Below are 22,038 nucleotides of genomic sequence, written 5' to 3' on the forward strand. Positions count from 1 at the left end.
GGAGGAATACACTATGTCATCTAAATTCATGAAGAGCGCTGCTGTGCTTGGAACTGTTACACTTGCTAGCTTGCTTTTGGTAGCTTGCGGAAGCAAAACTGCTGATAAGCCTGCTGATTCTGGTTCATCTGAAGCGAAAGAACTCACTGTATATGTAGACGAGGGATATAAGAGCTATATTGAAGAGGTTGCTAAAGCTTATGAAAAAGAAACTGGAGTAAAAGTCACTCTTAAAACTGGTGATGCTCTAGGAGGTCTTGATAAACTTTCTCTTGACAACCAATCTGGTAATGTCCCTGATGTTATGATGGCTCCATACGACCGTGTAGGTAGCCTTGGTTCTGACGGACAACTTTCAGAAGTGAAATTGAGCGATGGTGCTAAAACAGACGACACAACTAAATCTCTTGTAACAGCTGCTAATGGTAAAGTTTACGGTGCTCCTGCCGTTATCGAGTCACTTGTTATGTACTACAATAAAGACTTGATAAAAGAAGCTCCAAAAACTTTTGCTGACTTAGAAAACCTTGCTAAAGATAGCAAATATGCCTTCGCTGGTGAAGATGGAAAAACTTCTGCTTTCCTAGCTGACTGGACAAACTTCTACTATGCATACGGACTTCTTGCTGGTAACGGCGCTTACGTATTCGGTCAAAACGGTAAGGACGCTAAAGATATCGGTCTTGCCAACGACGGCGCTATCAAAGGTATAGAATACGCTAAATCTTGGTATGAAAAATGGCCTAAAGGTATGCAAGATACGGAAGGTGCTGGCAACTTAATCCAAACTCATTTCCAAGAAGGTAAAACAGCTGCTATCATCGACGGACCTTGGAAAGCCCAAGCCTTCAAAGATGCTAAAGTAAACTACGGTGTTGCGACTATCCCAACTCTTCCAAACGGAAAAGAATATGCTGCATTTGGTGGTGGTAAAGCTTGGGTCATCCCTCAAGCCACTAAGAACCTTGAAGCTTCTCAAAAATTTGTAGACTTCCTTGTTTCAACTGAACAACAAAAAGTATTATACGATAAGACTAACGAAATCCCAGCTAACACTGAGGCTCGTTCATACGCTGAAGGTAAAAACGATGAGTTGACAACAGCTGTTATCAAACAGTTCAAGAACGCTCAACCAATGCCAAACATCTCTCAAATGTCTGCAGTTTGGGATCCAGCGAAAAATATGCTCTTTGATGCTGTAAGTGGTAAGAAAGATGCGAAAACAGCTGCTAACGACGCTGTAACATTGATCAAAGAAACAATCAAACAAAAATTTGGTGAATAAAAAATTTGTTCAAGGGGGGTGGAATTCAACCCCCTTTGAATTTATCAATAGAAAACATATATAGTTTAGGTTTTAACTAGAAACTAGTATCCTATGAAAGGAGTTATTATGGAAAAGCAACAACCTAGTAAAGCAGCCCTGCTGTCTATCATTCCTGGGTTAGGACAGATTTACAATAAACAAAAAGCAAAAGGTTTTATCTTCCTTGGTGTAACCCTTGTATTTCTCCTCTACTTCCTAGCACTTGCAGCCCCTGAATTGAGTAATCTCATCACTCTTGGTGACAAACCAGGTCGTGACAATTCCCTCTTTATGCTGATTCGTGGTGCCTTCCATTTAATCTTTGTAGTTGTTTATGTACTCTTTTATTTCGCAAATATCAAAGATGCACATACAACTGCCAAACACATTAACAATGGCATACCAGTAGCACTTACCTTTAAAGAAATGGTCAAAGGAATCTATGAAAATGGCTTCCCTTACCTCTTGATCATTCCATCTTATGTTGCCATGACTTTTGCGATCATCTTCCCAGTTATCGTAACCTTGATGATCGCCTTTACCAACTACGACTTCCAACACTTGCCACCAAACAAATTGTTGGACTGGGTTGGTTTGACCAACTTTACGAACATCTGGAGTTTGAGTACCTTCCGTTCTGCCTTTGGTGCCGTTCTTTCTTGGACTATCATCTGGGCTTTGGCTGCCTCAACTTTACAGATCGTCATCGGTATCTTCACAGCTATCATTGCTAACCAACCATTTATCAAAGGAAAACGTATCTTTGGTGTTATTTTCCTTCTTCCTTGGGCTGTTCCAGCCTTCATCACTATCTTGACATTCTCAAATATGTTTAACGATAGTGTCGGAGCCATCAACACTCAAGTATTGCCAATCTTAGCTAAATTCCTTCCTTTCCTTGATGGTGCTCTTATTCCTTGGAAAACAGACCCAACTTGGACTAAGATTGCCTTGATTATGATGCAGGGTTGGCTTGGATTCCCATACATCTACGTTTTGACCTTGGGTATCTTACAATCTATTCCTAACGACCTTTACGAAGCAGCTTATATTGACGGTGCCAATGCTTGGCAAAAATTCCGCAACATCACTTTCCCAATGATCTTGGCTGTTGCGGCACCTACTTTGATTAGTCAATACACCTTCAACTTTAACAACTTCTCTATCATGTACCTCTTCAATGGTGGAGGACCTGGTAGTGTCGGAGGTGGAGCTGGTTCAACCGATATCTTGATCTCATGGATCTACCGTTTGACAACAGGTACATCTCCTCAATACTCAATGGCGGCAGCTGTTACCTTGATTATCTCTATCATTGTCATCTCAATCTCTATGATCGCATTCAAGAAACTACACGCATTTGATATGGAGGACGTCTAAGATGAATAACTCAATTAAACTCAAACGTAGACTGACTCAAACCCTTACTTACCTCTACTTGATTGGCCTATCGATCGTGATTATCTATCCACTGTTGATTACCATCATGTCAGCCTTTAAAGCAGGTAACGTCGCGGCCTTTAAACTCGATACTAACATCGACTTCAATTTTGATAACTTTAAAGGACTCTTTACTGAAACCCTATACGGTACTTGGTATCTCAACACTTTGATTATCGCCTTAATTACTATGGCTGTTCAAACAAGTATTATCGTACTTGCTGGTTATGCTTACAGCCGTTACAATTTCTTGGCTCGTAAACAAAGTTTGGTCTTCTTCTTGATTATCCAAATGGTTCCAACAATGGCCGCTTTGACAGCCTTCTTCGTTATGGCACTTATGTTGAACGCCCTTAACCACAGCTGGTTCCTCATCTTCCTCTACGTTGGTGGTGGTATCCCGATGAATGCTTGGCTCATGAAAGGTTACTTCGATACAGTGCCAATGTCTTTAGATGAATCTGCAAAACTAGACGGTGCAGGACACTTCCGCCGCTTCTGGCAAATTGTTCTTCCACTGGTTCGCCCAATGGTTGCCGTACAAGCTCTCTGGGCCTTCATGGGACCTTTCGGGGACTACATCCTCTCTAGTTTCTTGCTTCGTGAGAAAGAATACTTTACTGTTGCCGTAGGTCTCCAAACCTTCGTTAGCAATGCGAAGAACTTGAAGATTGCCTACTTCTCAGCAGGCGCTATCCTCATCGCCCTTCCAATCTGTATTCTCTTCTTCTTCCTACAAAAGAACTTTGTTTCAGGACTTACAAGTGGTGGCGACAAGGGATAATATATCCCCGCCACCCTTTTTCATTTTAAAACTTGTTACTGTAAAAATATCCTTGTAGCAAGCAATTTGTCTCCTAGACTTGAAATAAAGTACATTTCTCTATATAATAATACTCATATAGAAAACACCTTTTAGAAAGATACAAATGCTTCCATATCCATTTTCCTATTTTTCAAGTATTTGGGGATTTCGTAAGCCCCTGTCCAAACGTTTCGGACTCAACTGGTTTCAGCTTCTCTTTACCAGTATCTTCCTTATCAGCTTATCTATGGTACCTATTGCCATCCAAAACAGCTCGCAGGAGACTTATCCGCTAGAAACCTTTATCGATAATGTCTATGAACCATTGACAGATAAGGTTGTACAGGATCTCTCTGAACACGCTACAATTGTTGATGGCAAATTAACTTATACTGGAACAGCTAGTCAAGAGCCTTCTCTTGTGATTGGTCCAAGTCAAAGCAAGGAATTACCTAAGGACTTGCAACTGCATTTCGATACGAATGAGCTCGTCATCAGCAAGGAAAGTAAAGAGCTGACCCGTATCTCTTACCGAGCGATTGAGACTGAGAGTTTCAAAAGTAAAGACAGCTTGACCCAAGCCATTTCTAAAGACTGGTACCAGCAAAATCGTGTCTATATCAGTCTCTTCCTAGTTCTCGGTGCAAGCTTCCTCTTTGGTTTGAATTTCTTTATCGTCTCTCTAGGAGCGAGTCTTCTCCTTTATATCACTAAGAAATCACGCCTCTTTTCATTTAGGACCTTTAAAGAGTGCTACCATTTTATCTTGAACTGTTTAGGATTACCAACCCTGATTACGCTTATTTTGGGACTATTTGGCCAAAATATGACAACTCTCATTACTGTACAAAACATTCTTTTTGTTCTGTATCTGGTCACTATCTTTTATAAAACGCATTTCCGTGATCCAGATTACCATAAATAGGAGATTTTTATGCCCGTTACGATTAAAGACGTGGCCAAGGCTGCTGGTGTTTCGCCTTCAACCGTAACCCGTGTTATTCAAAATAAATCAACCATTAGTGACGAAACAAAAAAACGCGTTCGCAAGGCTATGAAGGAGCTCAATTACCACCCCAACCTCAACGCTCGTAGTTTGGTAAGCAGTTATACCCAAGTTATCGGCTTGGTCCTTCCTGACGACTCAGACGCCTTCTATCAAAATCCTTTCTTCCCATCTGTCCTCCGTGGTATCGCCCAAGTCGCATCTGAAAACCACTATGCCATTCAGATTGCAACAGGTAAAGATGAAAAAGAGCGCCTTAAAGCTATTTCTCAGATGGTCTATGGTAAGCGTGTAGATGGTTTGATTTTCCTCTATGCCCAAGAAGAGGACCCTTTGGTTAAGTTAGTAGCAGACGAGCAATTTCCTTTCCTTATCTTAGGTAAATCTCTATCTCCCTTCATTCCACTTGTCGATAATGACAATGTCCAAGCTGGTTTTGATGCGACAGAGTATTTCATCAAAAAAGGCTGCAAGCGAATTGCCTTTATCGGAGGTACTAAGCGACTCTTCGTAACACAAGACCGTCTGACAGGTTACGAGATGGCTCTAAAACAACACCAACTTCCTCTCGATACTAATCTGACTTGCTTTGCTACTGAATTTCTTGAAGATAATGGTTATCGCTTTAGTAGACTTCTCTTCAAACACGATTCAAATATTGACGCTATTATTACCATTGATAGTCTCCTTGCTGCAGGGGTCTGTGATTACATCGCAAAACACCAACTGGATGTCCCTGTCCTCAGCTTCGACTCAGTCAATCCCAAGCTCAACTTGGCGGCCTATGTTGATATCAATAGTTTGGAGCTTGGTCGTGTTTCCTTTGAAACTATCCTCCAGATAATCAATGATGCTAAAAGCAATAAACAAATTTGTTATCGCCAGTTGATTGCCCACAAAATTATCGAAAAATAAAAACCAGCTCACGCTGGTTTTTTGGTTACTAATTTTCTGTTTCAACAAATCGTCCCAAAATATGAACATTCTCAGATACAGAGACAAAGGCACCTGGATCCACCTGTTTCATAATCTGTTTAAATTCATTAAACTCTGCACGTGTAATGACAGTGATTAAAACTGCCTTTCTTTCATGATTATAGGTTCCTTCTGCATCGTGGATCATGGTTGCACCGCGGTGCAATTTTTTATGGATTTTTTCAATTACCTTCTCTGGATGATTGGTCACAATCATGGCCTGCATCCGTTTTTGCTTGGTAAAGACAGCGTCTGTGACACGGCTAGAGACAAAGATGGTAATCATAGAGTAGAGAGCGTATTCCCAACCAAAGGTCAAGCCTGCTATCAGCATGATGGTCCCATTTACCAAGAAAGAAATACTACCAACATTCTTACCCGTTTTCTTGCGAATAGTCAGGCTGACGATATCCGTCCCACCACTGGAGATATTGTTGCGAAGAGCAAAACCAATCCCCAAGCCCATGACAACACCCCCAAAAAGGGCATTGATAATGGGATCCTCCGTCAAGGTCGCCACAGGGACAAACTGGATAAAGAAGGAACTCATGGATACCGTTATAAAGGTAAAGACGGTGAACTTATGCCCAATTTGATACCAAGCCAAGACCATCAAAGGGAAATTAATGGCATAGAAGGTCAACGAAATCGGGATATGAAAACCAAACCAGTGATTACTCAAGGCAGAGATAATCTGTGCCAGACCTGTTGCACCACTCGAATACACATGCCCTGGTTGGAAAAAGAAATTGACCGCTACTGCTGATAAAAAACCATAGACCAGAGAGGCCGAAATCTTCTCATCATATTTTTCGCGAGAGATGCTTTGTAAGACACGTAAAATTTTTATCTGATAAGCAAAGCGGCGCAGATAATAGCGCCACCGCTTAATTCGTTTTGCTTGTTTCATCTTCTTCTACTTGTAAGCTGAGTTCCTCTAGTTGTTTGAGAGCGACTGTTGAAGGAGCTTGTGTCATTGGGTCAGTTGCCTTGTTGTTCTTAGGAAAGGCAATAACTTCACGGATATTTTCTTCCCCAGCAAGCAACATAACAAATCGGTCAAGCCCGATAGCCAAGCCACCGTGTGGTGGGAAACCATAGTCCATGGCTTCAAGAAGGAAACCAAACTGGTCATTTGCTTCTTCGGCTGAGAAACCAAGAGCCTTGAACATACGTTCTTGAAGGTCTTTTTGGTTGATACGAAGGCTACCACCACCAAGTTCATAACCGTTCAAGACAATATCGTAAGCAATGGCACGAACCTTCGCCAAATCACCTTCTAATTCGTGAGCAGTCTCTTCCTGTGGTAGAGTAAATGGATGGTGGGCGCTCATGTAACGGCCTTCTTCTTCAGACCATTCAAACATTGGCCAGTCAACTACCCAAAGGAAGTTGAATTTATCGTTATCAATCAAGCCAAGCTCTTTGGCAATACGTCCACGAAGGGCACCAAGAGTTGCATTGGCCACTTCAAGCGTATCCGCCACAAAGAGAACGAGGTCCTTATCTTCAAGTGCAAGCGCTGTTGTCAATTCTGCTTGGATGCTAGTCAAGAACTTGGCAACTGGTCCGTTTAATTCTCCATCAACCACCTTGACCCAAGCAAGACCTTTGGCACCGTACTGCTTGGCTACTTCCGTCATCTTGTCGATGTCTTTACGTGAATAGTTGTCCGCAGCTCCTTTGACTACAATTGCTTTTACAGCAGGTGCTTCTGAAAAGACTTTGAAATCAACACCTTTGACCACTTCTGTCAAGTCCTGAAGCAACATGTCAAAACGGGTATCAGGTTTATCAGAACCGTAAAGAGCCATAGCGTCATCGTATTTCATACGAGGGAATGGAAGCGTCACTTCGATGCCTTTAGTTTCTTTCATCACGCGCGCAATCAAGCCTTCTGTGATATCTTGGATTTCTTGCTCCGTAAGGAAGGATGTTTCCAAGTCGACCTGAGTGAACTCAGGCTGGCGGTCTCCACGCAAGTCCTCATCACGGAAACATTTAACGATTTGGTAATAACGGTCAAAACCAGCATTCATCAAGAGCTGTTTCGTGATTTGTGGACTTTGAGGAAGAGCGTAAAAATGCCCTTTATTAACACGAGACGGTACCAAGTAGTCACGCGCCCCTTCAGGCGTTGACTTAGAAAGGAATGGTGTCTCCACGTCGATAAACTCCAACTCATCCAAGTAGTTGCGGATAGAGTGGGTCACTTTAGCACGAAGTTTAAGATTTTCCAACATTTCTGGACGACGAAGGTCAAGGTAACGGTAACGTAAACGTGTATCGTCATTGGCCTCAATCCCATCCTTAATCTCAAATGGTGTTGTCTTAGCTGTATTAAGCACTGTCAGAGCTGTTACATTTAACTCAACTGTACCAGTTGGCAACTTATCATTGGCTTGCTCACGCGCAACGACTTGACCAGTTACTTCGATAACAAATTCACTACGAAGGCTTTCAGCTGTTGCCATAACCTCTGCAGATACTTTTTCAGGGTTGATAACCAACTGCATGATTCCTTCACGGTCACGAAGGTCGATAAAGATCAAACCACCAAGGTCACGACGACGACCAACCCATCCTTTCAAGGTCATTTCTTGTCCGATGTGTTCCTCACGAACACGACCAGCATACATACTACGTTTCATTGTTTCTCTCCTCTTTTATTCTGTTACTATTTTACCATAAAAGCGCAGGCTCTTCATGAAAATCAGCAGAAAAGTTTGCCAGTCTTTAAAAATCAAGTGAAGGACCTAAAAAATTAGCGCTAAAACAAAAATCCGATGAAAACATCACCGGACTCTTTTATTTTGAATTTTTGCCTGCTTTACGCTTTTCAGCAATTTCGGCTGCCTTTCGAGGCAAGACAATTTCCGTTGTGTAAGCTGTCCCAAAGCGCAAGACACCTGCAATAGGGGCAAAGACGACTGCTAGATAGTTATAGAAGAAATCTCCCTTGAAAGCATAAGCTAGCGCTCCAATGATGAAAAATAGAACGACTGCTTGAATCACTGCTAATAAAATTACTCGTTTCATGTGACCTCCTGACTCTATTATAGCATGAGAATCATCAAAAAGCTGACTAAATTATTCAAAGCGTGGAGAGAAATACTGTAGACCAGACCTTTTCTGCTAATATAAGCCAAGCCCAAGCTAAAACCAAGACTAGTATAGACTAAAAATTGTTGCACATCTCCTGGGAAATGAATCAAGGCAAACAGAACACTAGTTACCAGAAGAAAAATTAGAGTTTGTTTACTATTGTCCTGCTTAGGAAAGAGGTAGCGTGCTAACATCCCTCTAAAGATAAGTTCTTCCGTCAAAGGAGCAAAAATAACGACCGCAAAGAAGGAGAAGAGTGGCTGAGCCAAGGTCAAGTCTGTCGCCATTTGTTGATTTACCGAAGGATCATCTGGCAAGAAAAACTGGACAAGCAGAGATAAGAACCAAACCAGAGCAGGAAGCCAAATAAATCGGTTGAAGCCACTCTTCTCAATATGAACAGGACCTTTCTGATACCATTTATAAATGACGTACACATATACTCCAGCCAAGGCCACATAAAGCAAGGTAGTAGCATAGGGTGAAGCGCCTAGATTCAAAGCTTCTACAGCCCCACTCTGAACGGTACCATAGATAAACACAAAGGATAGAATGGCTAGAAGAAACCAGCCAAGGTTTTTAAGTAGTTTCATATAAATCTCCTATCTTGCTTTATAGCTGTTTTTCAATACAAAGAGGTTCGCTATTCCTAACACAAGTACCCAGGCAAGTAACATACCGATGTTAGAAAAAGATATCTCTCCACCTTTTTTATTTAAAAGATTTACAATAGGACCGATGAACGAATAATCCAACACTTTTTGAGCCGTATCATTTTGAAGAGCAATTATAGGTAAAAAAGAGACAATTAACATAGGGAAGATACTATAAACTTGCGCTTTAGATTGAGTATCTGATACCGCACCGATTAGAATGTTGATAAAAATAATACTAATCGTTGCTAGGAGCAAATAGATAACGTAGGCCAATAAGTAACTTGATAGATCTACTTTAAGATAGATGGGCAGTACAATCATAGCAAATAACATTATCAAAATAGGGAGAACAAGCATACTGAAAGTATATTCTGTTGCTGTCACACCACTTAGGATGAGTGATTTAAGATTGCGTTTTTCCTTATCTTCTGCCATCATAATCGATACCATATAACCACTTCCCATACTCAAGACCATCGTCAAACTCGAAGAGAGGAGAAACATACTCAATTCTCCATTCTTATTGAAGAATTCATTATATAGAACAGCTATTCCAAAAGGCATCAATAGAGTCGCCAACAAAGTTGAATTGCTGATAAGAACTTGTAATCTTAACCATAGTAGGGCATTTAATTTTCTAAACATCTAACTTTTCTCCTGTCAATCTGATAAAGATTTCTTCTAAAGTTGGCTCACAAGAGTGAACCACCATCAAATCTGTCGTATCTAAATGTGGTAATTCTTCAAAAGGAACTATCTGTTCTCGTCCATCATTATAAACCACACGTACTTTCTTATCCACATGGTACTTCTGGATGATATCTTGCGGACTTCCATACTCTATTAAGTTTCCCTTATTCAAAAGAGATAAGCGATCACAAAGCAGAGTTGCTTCATGCATATCATGCGTTGTCAGAAAGATAGTTGTCCCCGCCTGCTTTAATTCTTGTAGTAGGGTATGAATCATCTTAGATGTTGTAGGGTCTAAACCACTGGTTGGCTCATCTAGAAAGAGAATCTTAGGAGCATTCAGAAGGGCACGAGCCAAGAACATTCGTTGTTTCATTCCTGTAGATAGTTTTTCTGCGATGATGTCTTTAGCATCTGCCAATCCAACCTGTTGGAGCACCTGATTTACTCTATCTGACTTGAGACCATATAACTTAGCGTAGATGAGAAGATTTTTATAAAGACTCATCTTTTCATAAAAACCACTGCCATCACTCACAATACCAATTTGTTCCAAATCATTTGAGGTTAAATCTTGAGAATTCTTGCCTAACAAAACTGTTTTACCTTGATCTGTAGCCAACTGACCTGTCAAGACATTGATCATGGTTGTTTTACCTGAACCAGAAGGGCCCAGAAAACCAAAGATTTCACCTTCCTTAATCTCAAAAGAAATCTGATGAAGAGCTTTTTTGCTCCCAAAACTTTTGCTTACATTTTCAACACGAATCATAGAAACTCCTTTATTTGAAATAGCGTTTTACCATAGGTAACTGCATCACATTGATATAAATGTGTATCGCTCCGACAAGCAAGAAGGCTAGTAGCTGAATTTCTCCTGTCAAGCAAGAAATGAAAAAAAGAAAAATATATAAGACTGGTAAGACATACTGATTTAATTGGAATAAAATTCTAAAACTCTGTTCCAAATTAGCCTGGCGCTCCCCTTCATCGTAAGAATTGATAAAGTCCATGACATCCTTTGGTGTAGAGAAAAATGCCAAATCAAACTGACGAACAATCGCAATGGTCTTAAAAAGATATTTTTGAGCATTTAAAACTAATACTAATCCCAAAAAGGAAAGGGATAAGGTTATATGGCTTATATCGAGTACAATTACTTCACTTCCTGAAATGAAGAGAGCCAATAAAATCGCTACGCTTGCACTATTAAAATCAATAGTTCCAAACTCGAGATTCCGATACATCTGCACATAATAGGTTTCATTCAGATCATCATCCATTTCCTCTTGATACAAGGAGTGAAATTTTCTGCTTTTCTTTAAGAAATTGAAAGTCAAAAGAAGACTAATGAAACCTATCAGTAAACAAATAGCTGATATCCATGGTATCAAGATTTTTACATCTAACATAATTCCGTGAAATTCGGCACCAGCCTTCAACATATCTACAAATATGTACAAGAAAACTCCCAAGACAATAGACATCAAAAATAATAACAATCCACGTTTCTTTTTCATATTCATTCTCCTTTTTCACTTGCTAAATTGTTTGCTTTCTTTTCAATCCAGTCAACGACTGGTATGAGAGCAAAATAGGCCCAAATAAATTGGTCGCTGTAATAGAGATCAAACCATCCTAGATTTGTTCCAATTAGTAGACACACGCTGACTAATAGAGCTATGGCAACTACATAATAAATCACTTTATACTTGTTCATCACTCGTCCTCCTCCAAGCGAAATACCGATTCGACTGTTTCGTTGAAAATCTGAGATATTTTCAAGGCAATCACAACGGACGGGGTGTATTCGTCCCGTTCTAATAGGCTAATGGTCTGTCTGGAAACCTCTGCTAGCTTGGCTAGTTCGGTTTGATTGAGGCCATCGCGAGCCCGCAGCTCTTTTAGACGATTTTTTAGTTGCATGTTACACACCTACTTTCCGTCAAATTCAACGGTTTGGATATCCTCAATGCGTTGTAGTTTGAATTTTTCTTTTCCCTTTTTATCAACACGGCGTAGCTTGACCCATTCCTCATCAACATCCACAACTTCCCAGTTGTCTGTTCCAAACACTTGTCCAACGATTGTTGGTTTTTTCCCAATCAATTCTTTTAATAATCTTGACATTTCTTTATTTCCTTTCTGTTTTTGCTCAATTCTTTTGATTTTATTCTCCAGTTTCTTGACCTTTTGGGAATGGTAGATATAATACATAATCACAAGAGGTACAAATCCTAATGCCCACATAATCGTTCCTTTCTCCTTTTCTCTTAACTTGAATTTATTGTAACATATCTTTTTCTTTTTGACAAGCATATTTGTCAAAAAGTTTATGATTTTTGTCATTTTGCAAAAGAAAAAGGTCAGGAGTAGGTTCCTGACCAGTTTATCTATCATTAAAATCCTAGTTTTTCAAAGATTTCTGAGAAGTTTTGGCTGATTGTCTCAAGCGACACTTGCACTTCTTCTCGTGTTTGATTGTTCTTGACCGTCACTTGTCCGCTTTCGACTTCACTCTCTCCTAGGGTGATGAGGGTCTTAGCCGCAAAGACATCGGCTGACTTGAACTGAGCTTTGAGCTTACGGTTGAGGTAATCACGCTCTGCTTTGAAACCTTGTTGGCGAAGGGCTTGCACCAACTCCAAGGCCTTGACATTTGCTCCTTCTCCCAAGACTGCGATATAAACATCTAGGGCGTTTTCGATAGGAAGGGCCACACCTTGCTTTTCAAGAATGAGAAGTAAACGCTCTACACCAAGTCCAAAACCAAAGCCAGCAGTTTCCGGGCCTCCAAAGTAAGAAACCAAACCATCGTAACGGCCACCCGCACAGACTGTCAGGTCATTGCCCTCAATCTCAGTGATAAACTCGAAAATGGTGTGGTTGTAGTAGTCCAGACCACGCACCATATTGGTATCGATAATATAGTCTACTCCAAGATTTTCCAACATCTGACGCACAGCATCAAAATGAGCTTGACTTTCTTCATCAAGGAAGTCCAAGATAGACGGCGCATTCTCTACTGCTACCTTGTCTTCTTTTTCCTTAGAGTCCAAGACACGGAGAGGATTTTCCTCCAAACGACGTTGGCTATCCTTAGACAAAGTCTCCTTGAGCGGTGTCAAATAGTCGATCAAGGCTTGACGGTAGGCTGCACGGCTCTCAGGATTTCCAAGAGTGTTAAGATGCAATTTGACACCTTGGATACCGATTTCTTTCAAGAAATGGGCTGCCATCGCGATTGTTTCCACATCGGTAGCTGGATTGCTAGAGCCAAAACACTCAACACCAATCTGGTGGAACTGGCGCAAACGCCCTGCCTGTGGACGCTCATAGCGGAACATAGGGCCCATGTAATAGAACTTGCTTGGCTTTTGCACCTCTGGTGCAAAGAGTTTATTTTCCACATAGGAACGGACAACGGGCGCTGTGCCTTCTGGACGGAGGGTGATATGACGGTCACCCTTGTCATAGAAATCGTACATTTCCTTGGTTACGATATCAGTCGTATCTCCGACAGAGCGACTGATGACCTCGTAATGCTCAAAAATAGGCGTGCGCACTTCTGCATAGTTATAGCGCTTGAAAATCTCACGGGCAAAGCCCTCAACGTACTGCCACTTGGCAGACTCAGCAGGTAAAATATCCTGTGTTCCTTTTGGTTTTTGTAATTTCATAGGGAATCCTCTTTAAACTTAATAGTCTTATTTTACCATAAATAAAGGGATTAAAACAGTAAGAAAAAAATTAGGATTTATACTCAATGAAAATCAAAAAGCAAACTAGGAAGTTAGCCGCAAGCTGTACTTGAGTACGGTAAGGCGACACTGACGTGGTTTGAAGAGATTTTCGAAGAGTATTAGATATCATTTTTGAGATTAAGACATGTCAAAAGAATAGCCAACAAGGAAAGACCAACAAATAGCATCCAAGTCAACTGTATATTCCATACGGCTACTAGTGAAAAACAAGCTGTTCCCACAGGTATGGATAAGGTAAACAAGAGACCTAAAAAATTACTGGTACGAGCTAGAACCTCTGGAGCTAGATTTTTCATGAGCATGGCACTAATCTTTGGTTGAACTTTACCAGACACATACAGAGTTGAACAGAGAAATAGTAAACCAAGTACGACTTGATTGAATACATTAGCTAGACCAACTAGACTGAGTCCTACGGTCACCCACATCATCAATCTAGGCAAGGACTGCTTCCCAAAATAATCATTGCCCGTAAGGCTACTGATGATGACTGCTACTACAGCACCGACTTGACTGATAAATAATGCCTCTGTGTAAGAAAAATTCAAGAGAGAATGGCTCAAAAAGAAGATATTGTAGATGCCCCCTAAGGAACCACCCAAGGCATTGATAAGCAAGACAGCAAAGATCATGAATCCAAAGTTTTTCTGTCCACCTTTAAGAAAAACGAGACGTAAATTTCGATAAATCGTTAGGAACTGCTCTTTGATCGGAAGCTTCTCATTTTTTAGAATTTCACCATCAGCAGATGACATTGACAGTCTCAATTTGCTTTTTCCTAAAAAGAGGATAACGGCTGATACTAGGAAAAAACAGGCATTGATTCCCGCAACGAGAGAAAAATTATTGACCGATAACCCTAAGAGCCACACTCCAAAAGCTTGACCACCAATAGCTGAAATATAGGTGATGAACTGGGAAAAAGAATAAGCCTCCATCAGATCATCTTCAGCTACTTTTTCCTTAATGAGAGGCATGCGCAAACCACCAGCAAAATCACTGATGACATCACTAATGACATTGATTAAACACAGGCTAGAAAAGGCAAAGAGAGTAGCTTGCTGAACAACTAGAGCTGCTAGAAAAAATAAAACTGCCTGAAACAAACCGCTATAGACCATCCATTTGACCTTGTCCCTCGTGTAATCTGCCCGAATCCCTACAAAAACTGTAAAGAGAGTCGGAAGAAGCATGACAATATTCGCCATAGCAACCGCAAAAGATGCTTGTGGCAAGGTCGATGCATAGACGATAAATACCAGATTGAAAATCGAAGCACCAAAAGCATTGAAGAAGCGTGACAAAGTCAAGAGTCGATAAGCTTGATTTCTAAACAATAGTTTCATAGATAATCTCCCTTCTTGTTCGAAGTTTTATGTGAAGTATGACTATAGTATAGCACTTAGAAATTGAAAGGGAAAACTTTTGAATATATGCAACACACAAAATAAGCAAAAAAACGATAGAACTTCTTTGATAACCTGAGAGAGGTCAATAGTTCTATCGCTTCAAATTTTAAATTATTTTCTTAGTTTGCGGATATTCAACAATCGGTCGTATTTCTGTAGTATTCAGCAGATTTGTTACAGCCAAGCATCTCAAAAATACGGACAGCATCTTCCATCTTTTTCTGACCTTCCTTGACTCTGCCTTGCTTGCTATCAAGGAGACCTTCCGCCCACAAATAGACAATTCGGAAATAGGTCTCATTTTCCTTGTAGAAATGCTCTTTGATGACACGTTTAAAATAAGAGGCATTGGTAAATTCCTCACACTCAATGCTGGCTAAAAAACCATTCAAGAGTATAGTGTGAAAAAGGTTTCGATTACCAGACATTTCCATTAGAAAATCAGATTTACGTACCATTTCTCTAACATACCTAGTGAAAAGAGAAACAGATAGAAATGGTGAACTGACTGAAAATAAATTGAGTTCATAGATTCCCCAGATCTCGGTAGAAAACAAATAATCATGAAGGACTTTCCCCTCCTCTGCCGTTAACTCTACCCTTTCGTCCATGCTCTTCATATAAGACTTGATAATAATGGCATTTAGAATATGTTTCTGTTTATTTTGAGAATGGGCATGCTTTTGATACTCCCTGCGATACAAGTCCTCAAGCGGAGCTATATTCTTTGGATCCAAGACATCTATGATTTCTTTTCTCAACTCAGAATCTGTATCATACTGAAAACCTCTCGCCAGAAAGAGGATTTCCTCTACACTGGCAGATATATTTTCTAGGGCAAATAGAAACTTTTCCACCGAAAGCTCACTCTGGCCTGTTTCAAATCGGGACAACATAGACGGCGAAAATTGTCCCCCAGTTGCTTGTCTCAGCGAGATATTTCTTGACTCTCGTAATTGTCTAAAGACTTTTCCAATCTGCTCCATAGGCTTCCCCTTAATTCTGCATTTTCTTTATATTATCATATTTTTTCAGAAAATTCATCAAAAACTTGCCAAATTGTCAGAATTATGAGAAAATAGAGGATATTTATCACGTGGAGGGACTGTAATGAGAGAGGATATCAAAATCAATGACCGCGCTTTAGCCTTGCAAGACCAAATTATCGAAAAACTAGAGAAGGTTTTTGATACAGATGTGGAATTGGATGTGTACAATCTAGGGCTGATTTATGAAATCAATCTGGACGAAACGGGTCTCTGCAAGATTGTCATGACCTTCACAGATACTGCCTGCGATTGCGCCGAAAGTCTGCCTATCGAAATCGTGGCAGGACTGAAACAAATCGAGGGTATCGAAGATGTCAAGGTTGAAGTTACCTGGTCGCCTGCTTGGAAGATCACACGAATCAGTCGCTACGGCCGTATCGCCCTTGGACTGCCACCTCGTTAAGCAGGTAAATCACTTTTGAAGATGAAAAGAAGCAAGCCGAGATTGGCTTGCTTTTTAAGTTTATTTTTTACCTGACTTGTCCATATTCCAGAAGTCTGTCACGGCTCCGCGTGAAGCAGATGATACGATATGGGCATATTTACCGAGGACACCACGGCTGTAAAGTGGTGGCAAGGTTGTTTCTGCCTTGCGTTTTTCAAGTTCTTCTTCGGATACGGCCATGGAAATTTCTTTGGTATCCTGGTCAACCGTAACGATATCACCTGTACGGAGGTAGGCAATCGGTCCACCATCCTGAGCTTCAGGAGCGATATGTCCAACAACCAGACCATAAGTACCACCAGAGAAACGGCCATCTGTCAAGAGGGCAACCTTGTCTCCTTGACCTTTACCAACGATCATTGATGAAAGTGACAGCATCTCAGGCATACCAGGACCACCCTTAGGCCCAACGAAACGGACAACAACTACATCGCCATCAACGATTTCATCTGTCAGAACTGCCTGAATCGCATCTTCTTCTGAGTCAAAGACCTTAGCTGGACCAACGTGACGACGCACTTTAACACCTGATACTTTAGCAACCGCACCATCAGGGGCAAGGTTCCCGTTCAAGATGATAAGCGGACCGTCTGCACGTTTTGGATTTTCAAGTGGCATGATAACTTTTTGACCTGGTGTAAGGTCTGCAAAGTCAGCCAAGTTTTCAGCTACAGTCTTACCAGTACATGTAATGCGGTCTCCATGAAGGAAACCATTTGCCAAGAGGTATCTCATAACCGCAGGCACACCACCGACTTCATAGAGGTCTTGGAAGACATACTGACCAGATGGTTTCAAGTCGGCCAAGTGAGGCACACGCTCTTGGATCGTATTGAAGTCCTCAAGTGACAAGTCAACATTGGCAGCATGGGCAATGGCAAGCAAGTGAAGAGTGGCATTTGTAGAACCACCGAGAGCCATAGTTACAGTGATGGCATCTTCAAAGGCTTCACGAGTCAAGATGTCTGATGGTTTGAGACCGAGCTCCAACATCTTAACAACAGCACGTCCTGCTGCTTCAATGTCTTCTTTCTTGTCAGCTGATTCAGCTGGGTGAGATGAAGAGCCTGGCAAACTCATACCTAGAACTTCAATAGCAGTCGCCATGGTATTAGCAGTATACATACCACCACAGCCACCAGGTCCAGGGCAGGCATTACATTCGAGACGTTTTACGTCCTCAGCCGTCATATCACCGTGGTTCCATTTTCCGATACCCTCAAAAACAGAAACCAAGTCAATGTCTTTGCCATCAAGATTTCCCGGTGCAATAGTTCCACCATAGGCGAAAATAGCTGGGATATCCATATTGGCAATGGCAATCATAGAACCAGGCATGTTCTTATCACAGCCACCGATAGCAACAAAGGCATCCACATTGTGGCCCCCCATCGCCGCTTCGATTGAGTCCGCGATGATATCACGAGATGTTAGAGAGAAACGCATACCTGGCGTTCCCATAGCAATTCCGTCCGCTACGGTAATTGTCCCAAACTGCACAGGCCAAGCACCTGCTGATTTTACACCTTCTTTAGCTAATTTCCCAAAATCATGCAAGTGAATGTTACATGGTGTATTTTCCGCCCAAGTCGAAATAACCCCCACAATCGGTGTTTCAAAGTCCTTATCTGTCATACCAGTCGCACGAAGCATGGCACGGTTTGGTGATTTAACCATACTATCATAAATGCTACTGCGGTGACGTTTATCTAATTCAGTCATCTTATCCCTCCCATTTCAGTTTTTACTATTATAGCACATTTTAAAGGCAATGAACAGAAGAAAATTCTTGAATTTTCAGAAAATTCTATACACATATAAACATTTTAAATTAAAAACAACAAAGCGGATCAGGGCACTTTCTGATTACCAGAATATGCTTTTAATCCGCTTGCTTTAAATAACGTAATGTAATTTTTACAGAAGTTCTTTCAGATAAGTGTATTTAACATCTATCTTGCATTATAAAACTCTAGAACTTTCTCTTTTATATTCGATTCACTCAAACCATATTCATTAAGAAGATAATCCATTTTCCCTACTTGACCGAATCTTTCTTGAACACCCATCCGATGAATTTTTGTTATTCCATCATCAGAGAATAATTCACATAAAGCACTGCCAATTCCACCTATCTGATTGTGGTTTTCTACAGTAAATATAGTTTTTCCGCTTAACATTGTTTTTATCTGTTCTGGTATCGGTTTGATTCTAAATAAATCTATCACACCTACTGAATAACCTAATTTAGACAGTTCATCCGCAACTCGAATACTTGGAGCAACCATTATGCCAGAAGCAACTATTACAACATCTTCACCGTGTCTTAACTCAATGTAGCCTTTAGAAAAATCTTCTCCACCTTGATATACAGCCTCTGGAGCTTTTCTAATTGTTCGAATATATTTTAGTCCTTTTAAGTCTAATGTCTGGTTCAAGATTTCACGAAATTGGATATCATCAGTTGCTTCGAAAATGATTGATTTAGGAATTAAACGTAACAATCCAATTTCTTCAAATGGCATATGTGTCCCACCATTCATTTCTGCAGTTACTCCTGCATCTGATCCAATCACAGTGGCATCCAATTGTGCGTATCCAAGAGAAATAAATAATTGATCAAATACTCTTCGTGAAGCAAAAGGGCCAAATGTATGAAGATAAGGTCTAAACCCCTGAATAGATAAACCTGCTGCAAGCCCGACCATTTCTGCTTCCATGATCCCAACATTCACATAACGGTCTCCAAAGTCCTTTTCAAGATTATTAGTAGCCATAGAACTTGACAAATCTGCTTCTAAAACTACTATATCAGAATAACTTTGGTTAGCCTCTAGAAGGAAATCTCTATACACATGTCGTAATTCTTTCGTACTTCTCATCATTCTGTTTCCTCCAATTCCTGACTTAATCTTTCTACAACTGAAGTTAACATTTGTCTCTCCTCTACAGTAGGGCGAAGATGATGATTGGATTTCATTTCTTCCAGCTCTCGAACTCCTTGACCTTTAGTAGTATCTAATACAATACACTTAGGGGATGAATCATTTGACTGTTTTAATCGGACAATCCCTTCATAAATTTCTCTAATATCTGAACCATTGACCCTAATGGATTCAAATCCAAATGCTGAGAATTTTTCTACAAAATCACCTGGATTACAAATATCCTTTGTAAAACCATCTAATTGTTTTTTGTTATCGTCTACAAATACAATTAAATTAGATAACTGTTGATGAGAAGCAAACTGTATAGCCTCCCAACATTGTCCCTCATTTAACTCACCATCTCCAACAATAGCATAGGTATAAAAGGGACTTTTTCTTATTCTCTGACCATATGCAAGCCCGGTTGCAACACTAATTCCCTGTCCTAAAGAGCCAGTTGTCATATCTATGCCCGGCGTTAGATTTCTATCAGGATGGGACGGTAATTTGGTTCCATTTGTATTTAAAGAATGTAAGAATTCTTTGTCAAAGAAACCATTCAAATAGAGTGTGCTGTACAAAGCTGGTCCAGCATGTCCCTTGGATAAAACAAAATAATCTCTATCTCGTGACGCAAATATTTCTGGAGTCATCGGCATTATTTCACCATAAAGCACTGCTAAAACTTCTACTATAGACAGACTCCCTCCATAATGGCCGAATCCAAGATGATTCAATGTTCTAAGAGTATTTAATCGGATTTTTGTTGCAAATTTTCTTAACTCATCTTCTCTATTTTCACTTAAAATCATCCCTTATTCCTCCTTTGCAGATGGCTTTTTAATAAAGGATACTCCAAACATAACTGCTAGAATAAGAACAAGACCAATAACAATGCCTGCTTGTGAGCCAAATTGATTCAACATTCCTAAAATAATTCCTGATAGACCAAAATCTGCATCTGAGAAAGTTGACCCTTGGAAACCAAGTCCTCCCAAAACTGGCATTAAAAAGACTGGAAGAAAACTAATTAAAATACCTTGTAAAAATGCTCCAATAGTGGCTCCACGAACACCACCAGATGCATTCCCAATGACACCTGCAGTCGCTCCACAGAAGAAATGAGGCACAACGCCTGGTAAGATGACAACCGTTCCTGAAGCAATCATAATTGCCATACTTACTAAACCACCAACAAAACTAGAGATAAATCCAATTAGGACTGCATTAGGTGCATAAGTATAAACAATCGGACAATCCAAAGCAGGTTTTGAATTAGGTACAAGACGCTCTGAAATACCTTTAAAGGCTGGAACAATTTCACCCAAAATAAGGCGAACACCTGCTAAAATAACAAATACACCTGCTGCAAATTGACCTGCTAATTGTAAAGCATAAACTAGACCACTTGTACCATTACTGATTTCTTTTTCTATATATTCTGACCCTGCAAAGATAGCTACAATAATGTAAATAACTGCCATAGATAAAGTAATACTAACAGTACTATCACGTAAAAAAGCTAAACTCTTTGGGAATTTAATGTCCTCTGTTGATTTTGATTTGTCACCGATAAGGCTACCAGTGAAACCACTTAACCAATATCCCAAAGAACTGAAATGACCTAAAGCCACCTTGTCATTTCCAGTTAATTGAACCATATATTTTTGCACAAATGCCGGGGAAACACTCATAATAATACCAAGTGCTAATCCTCCTAGTAAGATAAGAGGCAAACTTGTAAAGCCAGCAACTGATAAAATGACCGCAATCATACACGCCATATATAGAGTGTGGTGCCCTGTTAAAAAGATATATTTGAATCGAGTAAAACGAGCAATTAAGATATTGAATACCATACCTGCAAACATAATCATTGCAGTAGCTGAGCCATATGTGGTTAAAGCTACAGCTACAATTGCTTCATTATTCGGTACAACTCCAGATAAATGAAAAGCATGTTCAAACATGGTACCAAATGGATTCAAAGAATTTTGTACAATTCCTGCACCACCAGATACAACTAAGAAACCAACAAAGGTCTTAATTCCACCTTTAATAATATCAGGTAATTTCTTCTTCTGAAGAACTAATCCTAAGATTGCAATTAAAGCTACTAAAATAGCTGGTGTACTAACAATATCCAATATGAACTTCATCATGACGCTAGCCTCCTAAATAAGTCCTTTTTCTTCACAAAGTTTAGTAATTAATTCTCGTAGTTCATCCATATCAATAATACTATTTAAGATACGAACATCTCCAAGATGACTAGCTGAATCAGCTAAATCACGACCAACAATCCAAATATCAGCTGCATTTGGATCTGCTCCACCTAAATCATAGTGTTCAACTTCTACATCTGAAACATTCAAATCACTCAATACAGATTCAATATTCATCTGTACCATAAAACTTGAACCTAATCCTGAACCACAAGCTGTACCAATTTTTAACATTA

At 40.2% G+C, this 22,038-nt stretch carries 24 protein-coding genes; 6 read left to right on the plus strand and 18 right to left on the minus strand.

Annotated features, from left to right (window positions below; translation table 11 throughout):
• Positions 1-13 precede the first annotated feature (13 nt).
• From MK480_RS08885 to MK480_RS08905, 5 genes are all read left to right on the plus strand, one after another.
• Positions 14-1,285: a maltodextrin ABC transporter substrate-binding protein gene (locus tag MK480_RS08885; protein ID WP_000095474.1), complete on the plus strand. Its 1,272-nt coding sequence runs from the start codon at positions 14-16 to the stop codon at positions 1,283-1,285.
• Positions 1,286-1,393: 108 nt separating this feature from the next.
• Positions 1,394-2,686 carry a carbohydrate ABC transporter permease gene (locus MK480_RS08890; protein ID WP_049500516.1) on the plus strand — a complete coding sequence of 431 codons (1,293 nt, stop codon included), beginning with the start codon at positions 1,394-1,396 and terminating at the stop codon, positions 2,684-2,686.
• A gap of 1 nt (position 2,687) precedes the next feature.
• On the plus strand, positions 2,688-3,530 hold the full coding sequence (locus tag MK480_RS08895; RefSeq protein ID WP_020902368.1) for a sugar ABC transporter permease: 843 nt from the start codon (positions 2,688-2,690) through the stop codon (positions 3,528-3,530).
• A gap of 145 nt (positions 3,531-3,675) precedes the next feature.
• Positions 3,676-4,476 carry a DUF1189 domain-containing protein gene (locus tag MK480_RS08900; RefSeq protein ID WP_268707549.1) on the plus strand — a complete coding sequence of 267 codons (801 nt, stop codon included), beginning with the start codon at positions 3,676-3,678 and terminating at the stop codon, positions 4,474-4,476.
• Positions 4,477-4,485: 9 nt separating this feature from the next.
• Entirely contained in the window at positions 4,486-5,472 is a 987-nt protein-coding gene (locus MK480_RS08905; RefSeq protein ID WP_049510888.1) for a LacI family DNA-binding transcriptional regulator, read from the plus strand.
• Between the two features lie 28 nt (positions 5,473-5,500).
• Here MK480_RS08905 and MK480_RS08910 read toward each other — a convergent pair whose 3' ends face one another.
• The 13 genes from MK480_RS08910 to rgg all read right to left on the minus strand — a co-directional run bounded on the left by MK480_RS08910 (position 5,501) and on the right by rgg (position 16,142).
• Entirely contained in the window at positions 5,501-6,442 is a 942-nt protein-coding gene (locus tag MK480_RS08910) for a YitT family protein (RefSeq protein WP_120719254.1), read from the minus strand.
• Positions 6,420-8,183, minus strand: coding sequence for an aspartate--tRNA ligase (gene aspS / locus MK480_RS08915; RefSeq protein ID WP_268707550.1), 1,764 nt, complete (start codon positions 8,181-8,183; stop codon positions 6,420-6,422). The genes MK480_RS08910 and aspS overlap by 23 nt, the downstream gene beginning before the upstream one ends.
• Positions 8,184-8,340: 157 nt before the next feature.
• Entirely contained in the window at positions 8,341-8,571 is a 231-nt protein-coding gene (locus MK480_RS08920) for a hypothetical protein (RefSeq protein WP_000832184.1), read from the minus strand.
• A 17-nt stretch (positions 8,572-8,588) separates the two neighbouring features.
• Positions 8,589-9,230, minus strand: coding sequence for a CPBP family intramembrane glutamic endopeptidase (locus MK480_RS08925; RefSeq protein WP_084947273.1), 642 nt, complete (start codon positions 9,228-9,230; stop codon positions 8,589-8,591).
• Between the two features lie 9 nt (positions 9,231-9,239).
• Positions 9,240-9,938, minus strand: coding sequence for an ABC transporter permease (locus tag MK480_RS08930; protein ID WP_268707551.1), 699 nt, complete (start codon positions 9,936-9,938; stop codon positions 9,240-9,242).
• Positions 9,931-10,755 carry an ABC transporter ATP-binding protein gene (locus tag MK480_RS08935; RefSeq protein ID WP_000621680.1) on the minus strand — a complete coding sequence of 275 codons (825 nt, stop codon included), beginning with the start codon at positions 10,753-10,755 and terminating at the stop codon, positions 9,931-9,933. Before MK480_RS08935 ends, MK480_RS08930 begins: the two co-directional genes overlap by 8 nt.
• 10 nt (positions 10,756-10,765) lie before the next feature.
• The gene (locus tag MK480_RS08940) at positions 10,766-11,509 is read right to left on the minus strand and encodes a DUF3169 family protein (RefSeq protein WP_268707552.1); all 744 of its coding nucleotides are present in this window, start codon (positions 11,507-11,509) and stop codon (positions 10,766-10,768) included.
• Entirely contained in the window at positions 11,506-11,703 is a 198-nt protein-coding gene (locus MK480_RS08945) for a hypothetical protein (protein WP_033682914.1), read from the minus strand. The genes MK480_RS08940 and MK480_RS08945 overlap by 4 nt, the downstream gene beginning before the upstream one ends.
• Positions 11,703-11,909 (minus strand): helix-turn-helix transcriptional regulator, encoded by a 207-nt coding sequence (locus MK480_RS08950; RefSeq protein WP_001176233.1) that lies wholly within the window; start codon positions 11,907-11,909, stop codon positions 11,703-11,705. Before MK480_RS08950 ends, MK480_RS08945 begins: the two co-directional genes overlap by 1 nt.
• Before the next feature lie 9 nt (positions 11,910-11,918).
• Entirely contained in the window at positions 11,919-12,383 is a 465-nt protein-coding gene (locus MK480_RS08955; protein WP_268707553.1) for a hypothetical protein, read from the minus strand.
• Complete coding sequence (hisS, locus tag MK480_RS08960) at positions 12,383-13,663, minus strand: histidine--tRNA ligase (RefSeq protein ID WP_101776924.1); 1,281 nt, start codon at positions 13,661-13,663, stop codon at positions 12,383-12,385. The genes MK480_RS08955 and hisS overlap by 1 nt, the downstream gene beginning before the upstream one ends.
• Before the next feature lie 182 nt (positions 13,664-13,845).
• Positions 13,846-15,093, minus strand: a complete 1,248-nt coding sequence (locus MK480_RS08965; protein ID WP_268707554.1) for an MFS transporter — start codon at positions 15,091-15,093, stop codon at positions 13,846-13,848.
• A 197-nt stretch (positions 15,094-15,290) separates the two neighbouring features.
• Positions 15,291-16,142 carry a quorum-sensing system transcriptional regulator Rgg gene (gene rgg / locus MK480_RS08970; protein ID WP_000434953.1) on the minus strand — a complete coding sequence of 284 codons (852 nt, stop codon included), beginning with the start codon at positions 16,140-16,142 and terminating at the stop codon, positions 15,291-15,293.
• Between the two features lie 124 nt (positions 16,143-16,266).
• Between rgg and MK480_RS08975 the strand changes: the two genes are divergently transcribed.
• Entirely contained in the window at positions 16,267-16,608 is a 342-nt protein-coding gene (locus tag MK480_RS08975) for a metal-sulfur cluster assembly factor (protein WP_001206380.1), read from the plus strand.
• Positions 16,609-16,668: 60 nt separating this feature from the next.
• Here MK480_RS08975 and ilvD read toward each other — a convergent pair whose 3' ends face one another.
• The 5 genes from ilvD to MK480_RS09000 form a co-directional block, all read right to left on the minus strand.
• Positions 16,669-18,372, minus strand: coding sequence for a dihydroxy-acid dehydratase (gene ilvD, locus MK480_RS08980; RefSeq protein WP_000137346.1), 1,704 nt, complete (start codon positions 18,370-18,372; stop codon positions 16,669-16,671).
• Positions 18,373-18,602: 230 nt separating this feature from the next.
• On the minus strand, positions 18,603-19,535 hold the full coding sequence (locus MK480_RS08985) for a transketolase family protein (RefSeq protein ID WP_112444836.1): 933 nt from the start codon (positions 19,533-19,535) through the stop codon (positions 18,603-18,605).
• On the minus strand, positions 19,532-20,389 hold the full coding sequence (locus MK480_RS08990) for a transketolase (RefSeq protein WP_261011414.1): 858 nt from the start codon (positions 20,387-20,389) through the stop codon (positions 19,532-19,534). The genes MK480_RS08985 and MK480_RS08990 overlap by 4 nt, the downstream gene beginning before the upstream one ends.
• A 3-nt stretch (positions 20,390-20,392) precedes the next feature.
• Positions 20,393-21,739, minus strand: a complete 1,347-nt coding sequence (locus MK480_RS08995) for a PTS ascorbate transporter subunit IIC (protein WP_024056492.1) — start codon at positions 21,737-21,739, stop codon at positions 20,393-20,395.
• A 12-nt stretch (positions 21,740-21,751) separates the two neighbouring features.
• Positions 21,752-22,036, minus strand: a complete 285-nt coding sequence (locus MK480_RS09000; protein WP_000912476.1) for a PTS sugar transporter subunit IIB — start codon at positions 22,034-22,036, stop codon at positions 21,752-21,754.
• Between the last annotated feature and the right edge of the window lie 2 nt (positions 22,037-22,038).

It is taken from the genome of Streptococcus mitis, assembly GCF_026782895.1.
Lineage (GTDB): Bacteria > Bacillota > Bacilli > Lactobacillales > Streptococcaceae > Streptococcus > Streptococcus mitis_CB.

Coding starts and splice junctions, on each gene's coding strand:
- MK480_RS08940 (WP_268707552.1), bottom strand. CDS start 11,509: ATGAATATGAAAAAGAAACGTGGATTGTTATTATTTTTGATGTCTATT.
- MK480_RS08920 (WP_000832184.1), bottom strand. CDS start 8,571: ATGAAACGAGTAATTTTATTAGCAGTGATTCAAGCAGTCGTTCTATTT.
- MK480_RS08975 (WP_001206380.1), top strand. CDS start 16,267: ATGAGAGAGGATATCAAAATCAATGACCGCGCTTTAGCCTTGCAAGAC.
- ilvD (WP_000137346.1), bottom strand. CDS start 18,372: ATGACTGAATTAGATAAACGTCACCGCAGTAGCATTTATGATAGTATG.
- MK480_RS08990 (WP_261011414.1), bottom strand. CDS start 20,389: ATGATTTTAAGTGAAAATAGAGAAGATGAGTTAAGAAAATTTGCAACA.
- MK480_RS09000 (WP_000912476.1), bottom strand. CDS start 22,036: ATGTTAAAAATTGGTACAGCTTGTGGTTCAGGATTAGGTTCAAGTTTT.
- rgg (WP_000434953.1), bottom strand. CDS start 16,142: ATGGAGCAGATTGGAAAAGTCTTTAGACAATTACGAGAGTCAAGAAAT.
- MK480_RS08965 (WP_268707554.1), bottom strand. CDS start 15,093: ATGAAACTATTGTTTAGAAATCAAGCTTATCGACTCTTGACTTTGTCA.
- MK480_RS08950 (WP_001176233.1), bottom strand. CDS start 11,909: ATGCAACTAAAAAATCGTCTAAAAGAGCTGCGGGCTCGCGATGGCCTC.
- aspS (WP_268707550.1), bottom strand. CDS start 8,183: ATGAAACGTAGTATGTATGCTGGTCGTGTTCGTGAGGAACACATCGGA.
- MK480_RS08925 (WP_084947273.1), bottom strand. CDS start 9,230: ATGAAACTACTTAAAAACCTTGGCTGGTTTCTTCTAGCCATTCTATCC.
- MK480_RS08985 (WP_112444836.1), bottom strand. CDS start 19,535: ATGATGAGAAGTACGAAAGAATTACGACATGTGTATAGAGATTTCCTT.
- MK480_RS08910 (WP_120719254.1), bottom strand. CDS start 6,442: ATGAAACAAGCAAAACGAATTAAGCGGTGGCGCTATTATCTGCGCCGC.
- MK480_RS08895 (WP_020902368.1), top strand. CDS start 2,688: ATGAATAACTCAATTAAACTCAAACGTAGACTGACTCAAACCCTTACT.
- MK480_RS08995 (WP_024056492.1), bottom strand. CDS start 21,739: ATGATGAAGTTCATATTGGATATTGTTAGTACACCAGCTATTTTAGTA.
- MK480_RS08905 (WP_049510888.1), top strand. CDS start 4,486: ATGCCCGTTACGATTAAAGACGTGGCCAAGGCTGCTGGTGTTTCGCCT.
- MK480_RS08900 (WP_268707549.1), top strand. CDS start 3,676: ATGCTTCCATATCCATTTTCCTATTTTTCAAGTATTTGGGGATTTCGT.
- MK480_RS08885 (WP_000095474.1), top strand. CDS start 14: ATGTCATCTAAATTCATGAAGAGCGCTGCTGTGCTTGGAACTGTTACA.
- MK480_RS08955 (WP_268707553.1), bottom strand. CDS start 12,383: ATGATAGATAAACTGGTCAGGAACCTACTCCTGACCTTTTTCTTTTGC.
- MK480_RS08935 (WP_000621680.1), bottom strand. CDS start 10,755: ATGATTCGTGTTGAAAATGTAAGCAAAAGTTTTGGGAGCAAAAAAGCT.
- hisS (WP_101776924.1), bottom strand. CDS start 13,663: ATGAAATTACAAAAACCAAAAGGAACACAGGATATTTTACCTGCTGAG.
- MK480_RS08890 (WP_049500516.1), top strand. CDS start 1,394: ATGGAAAAGCAACAACCTAGTAAAGCAGCCCTGCTGTCTATCATTCCT.
- MK480_RS08945 (WP_033682914.1), bottom strand. CDS start 11,703: ATGAACAAGTATAAAGTGATTTATTATGTAGTTGCCATAGCTCTATTA.
- MK480_RS08930 (WP_268707551.1), bottom strand. CDS start 9,938: ATGTTTAGAAAATTAAATGCCCTACTATGGTTAAGATTACAAGTTCTT.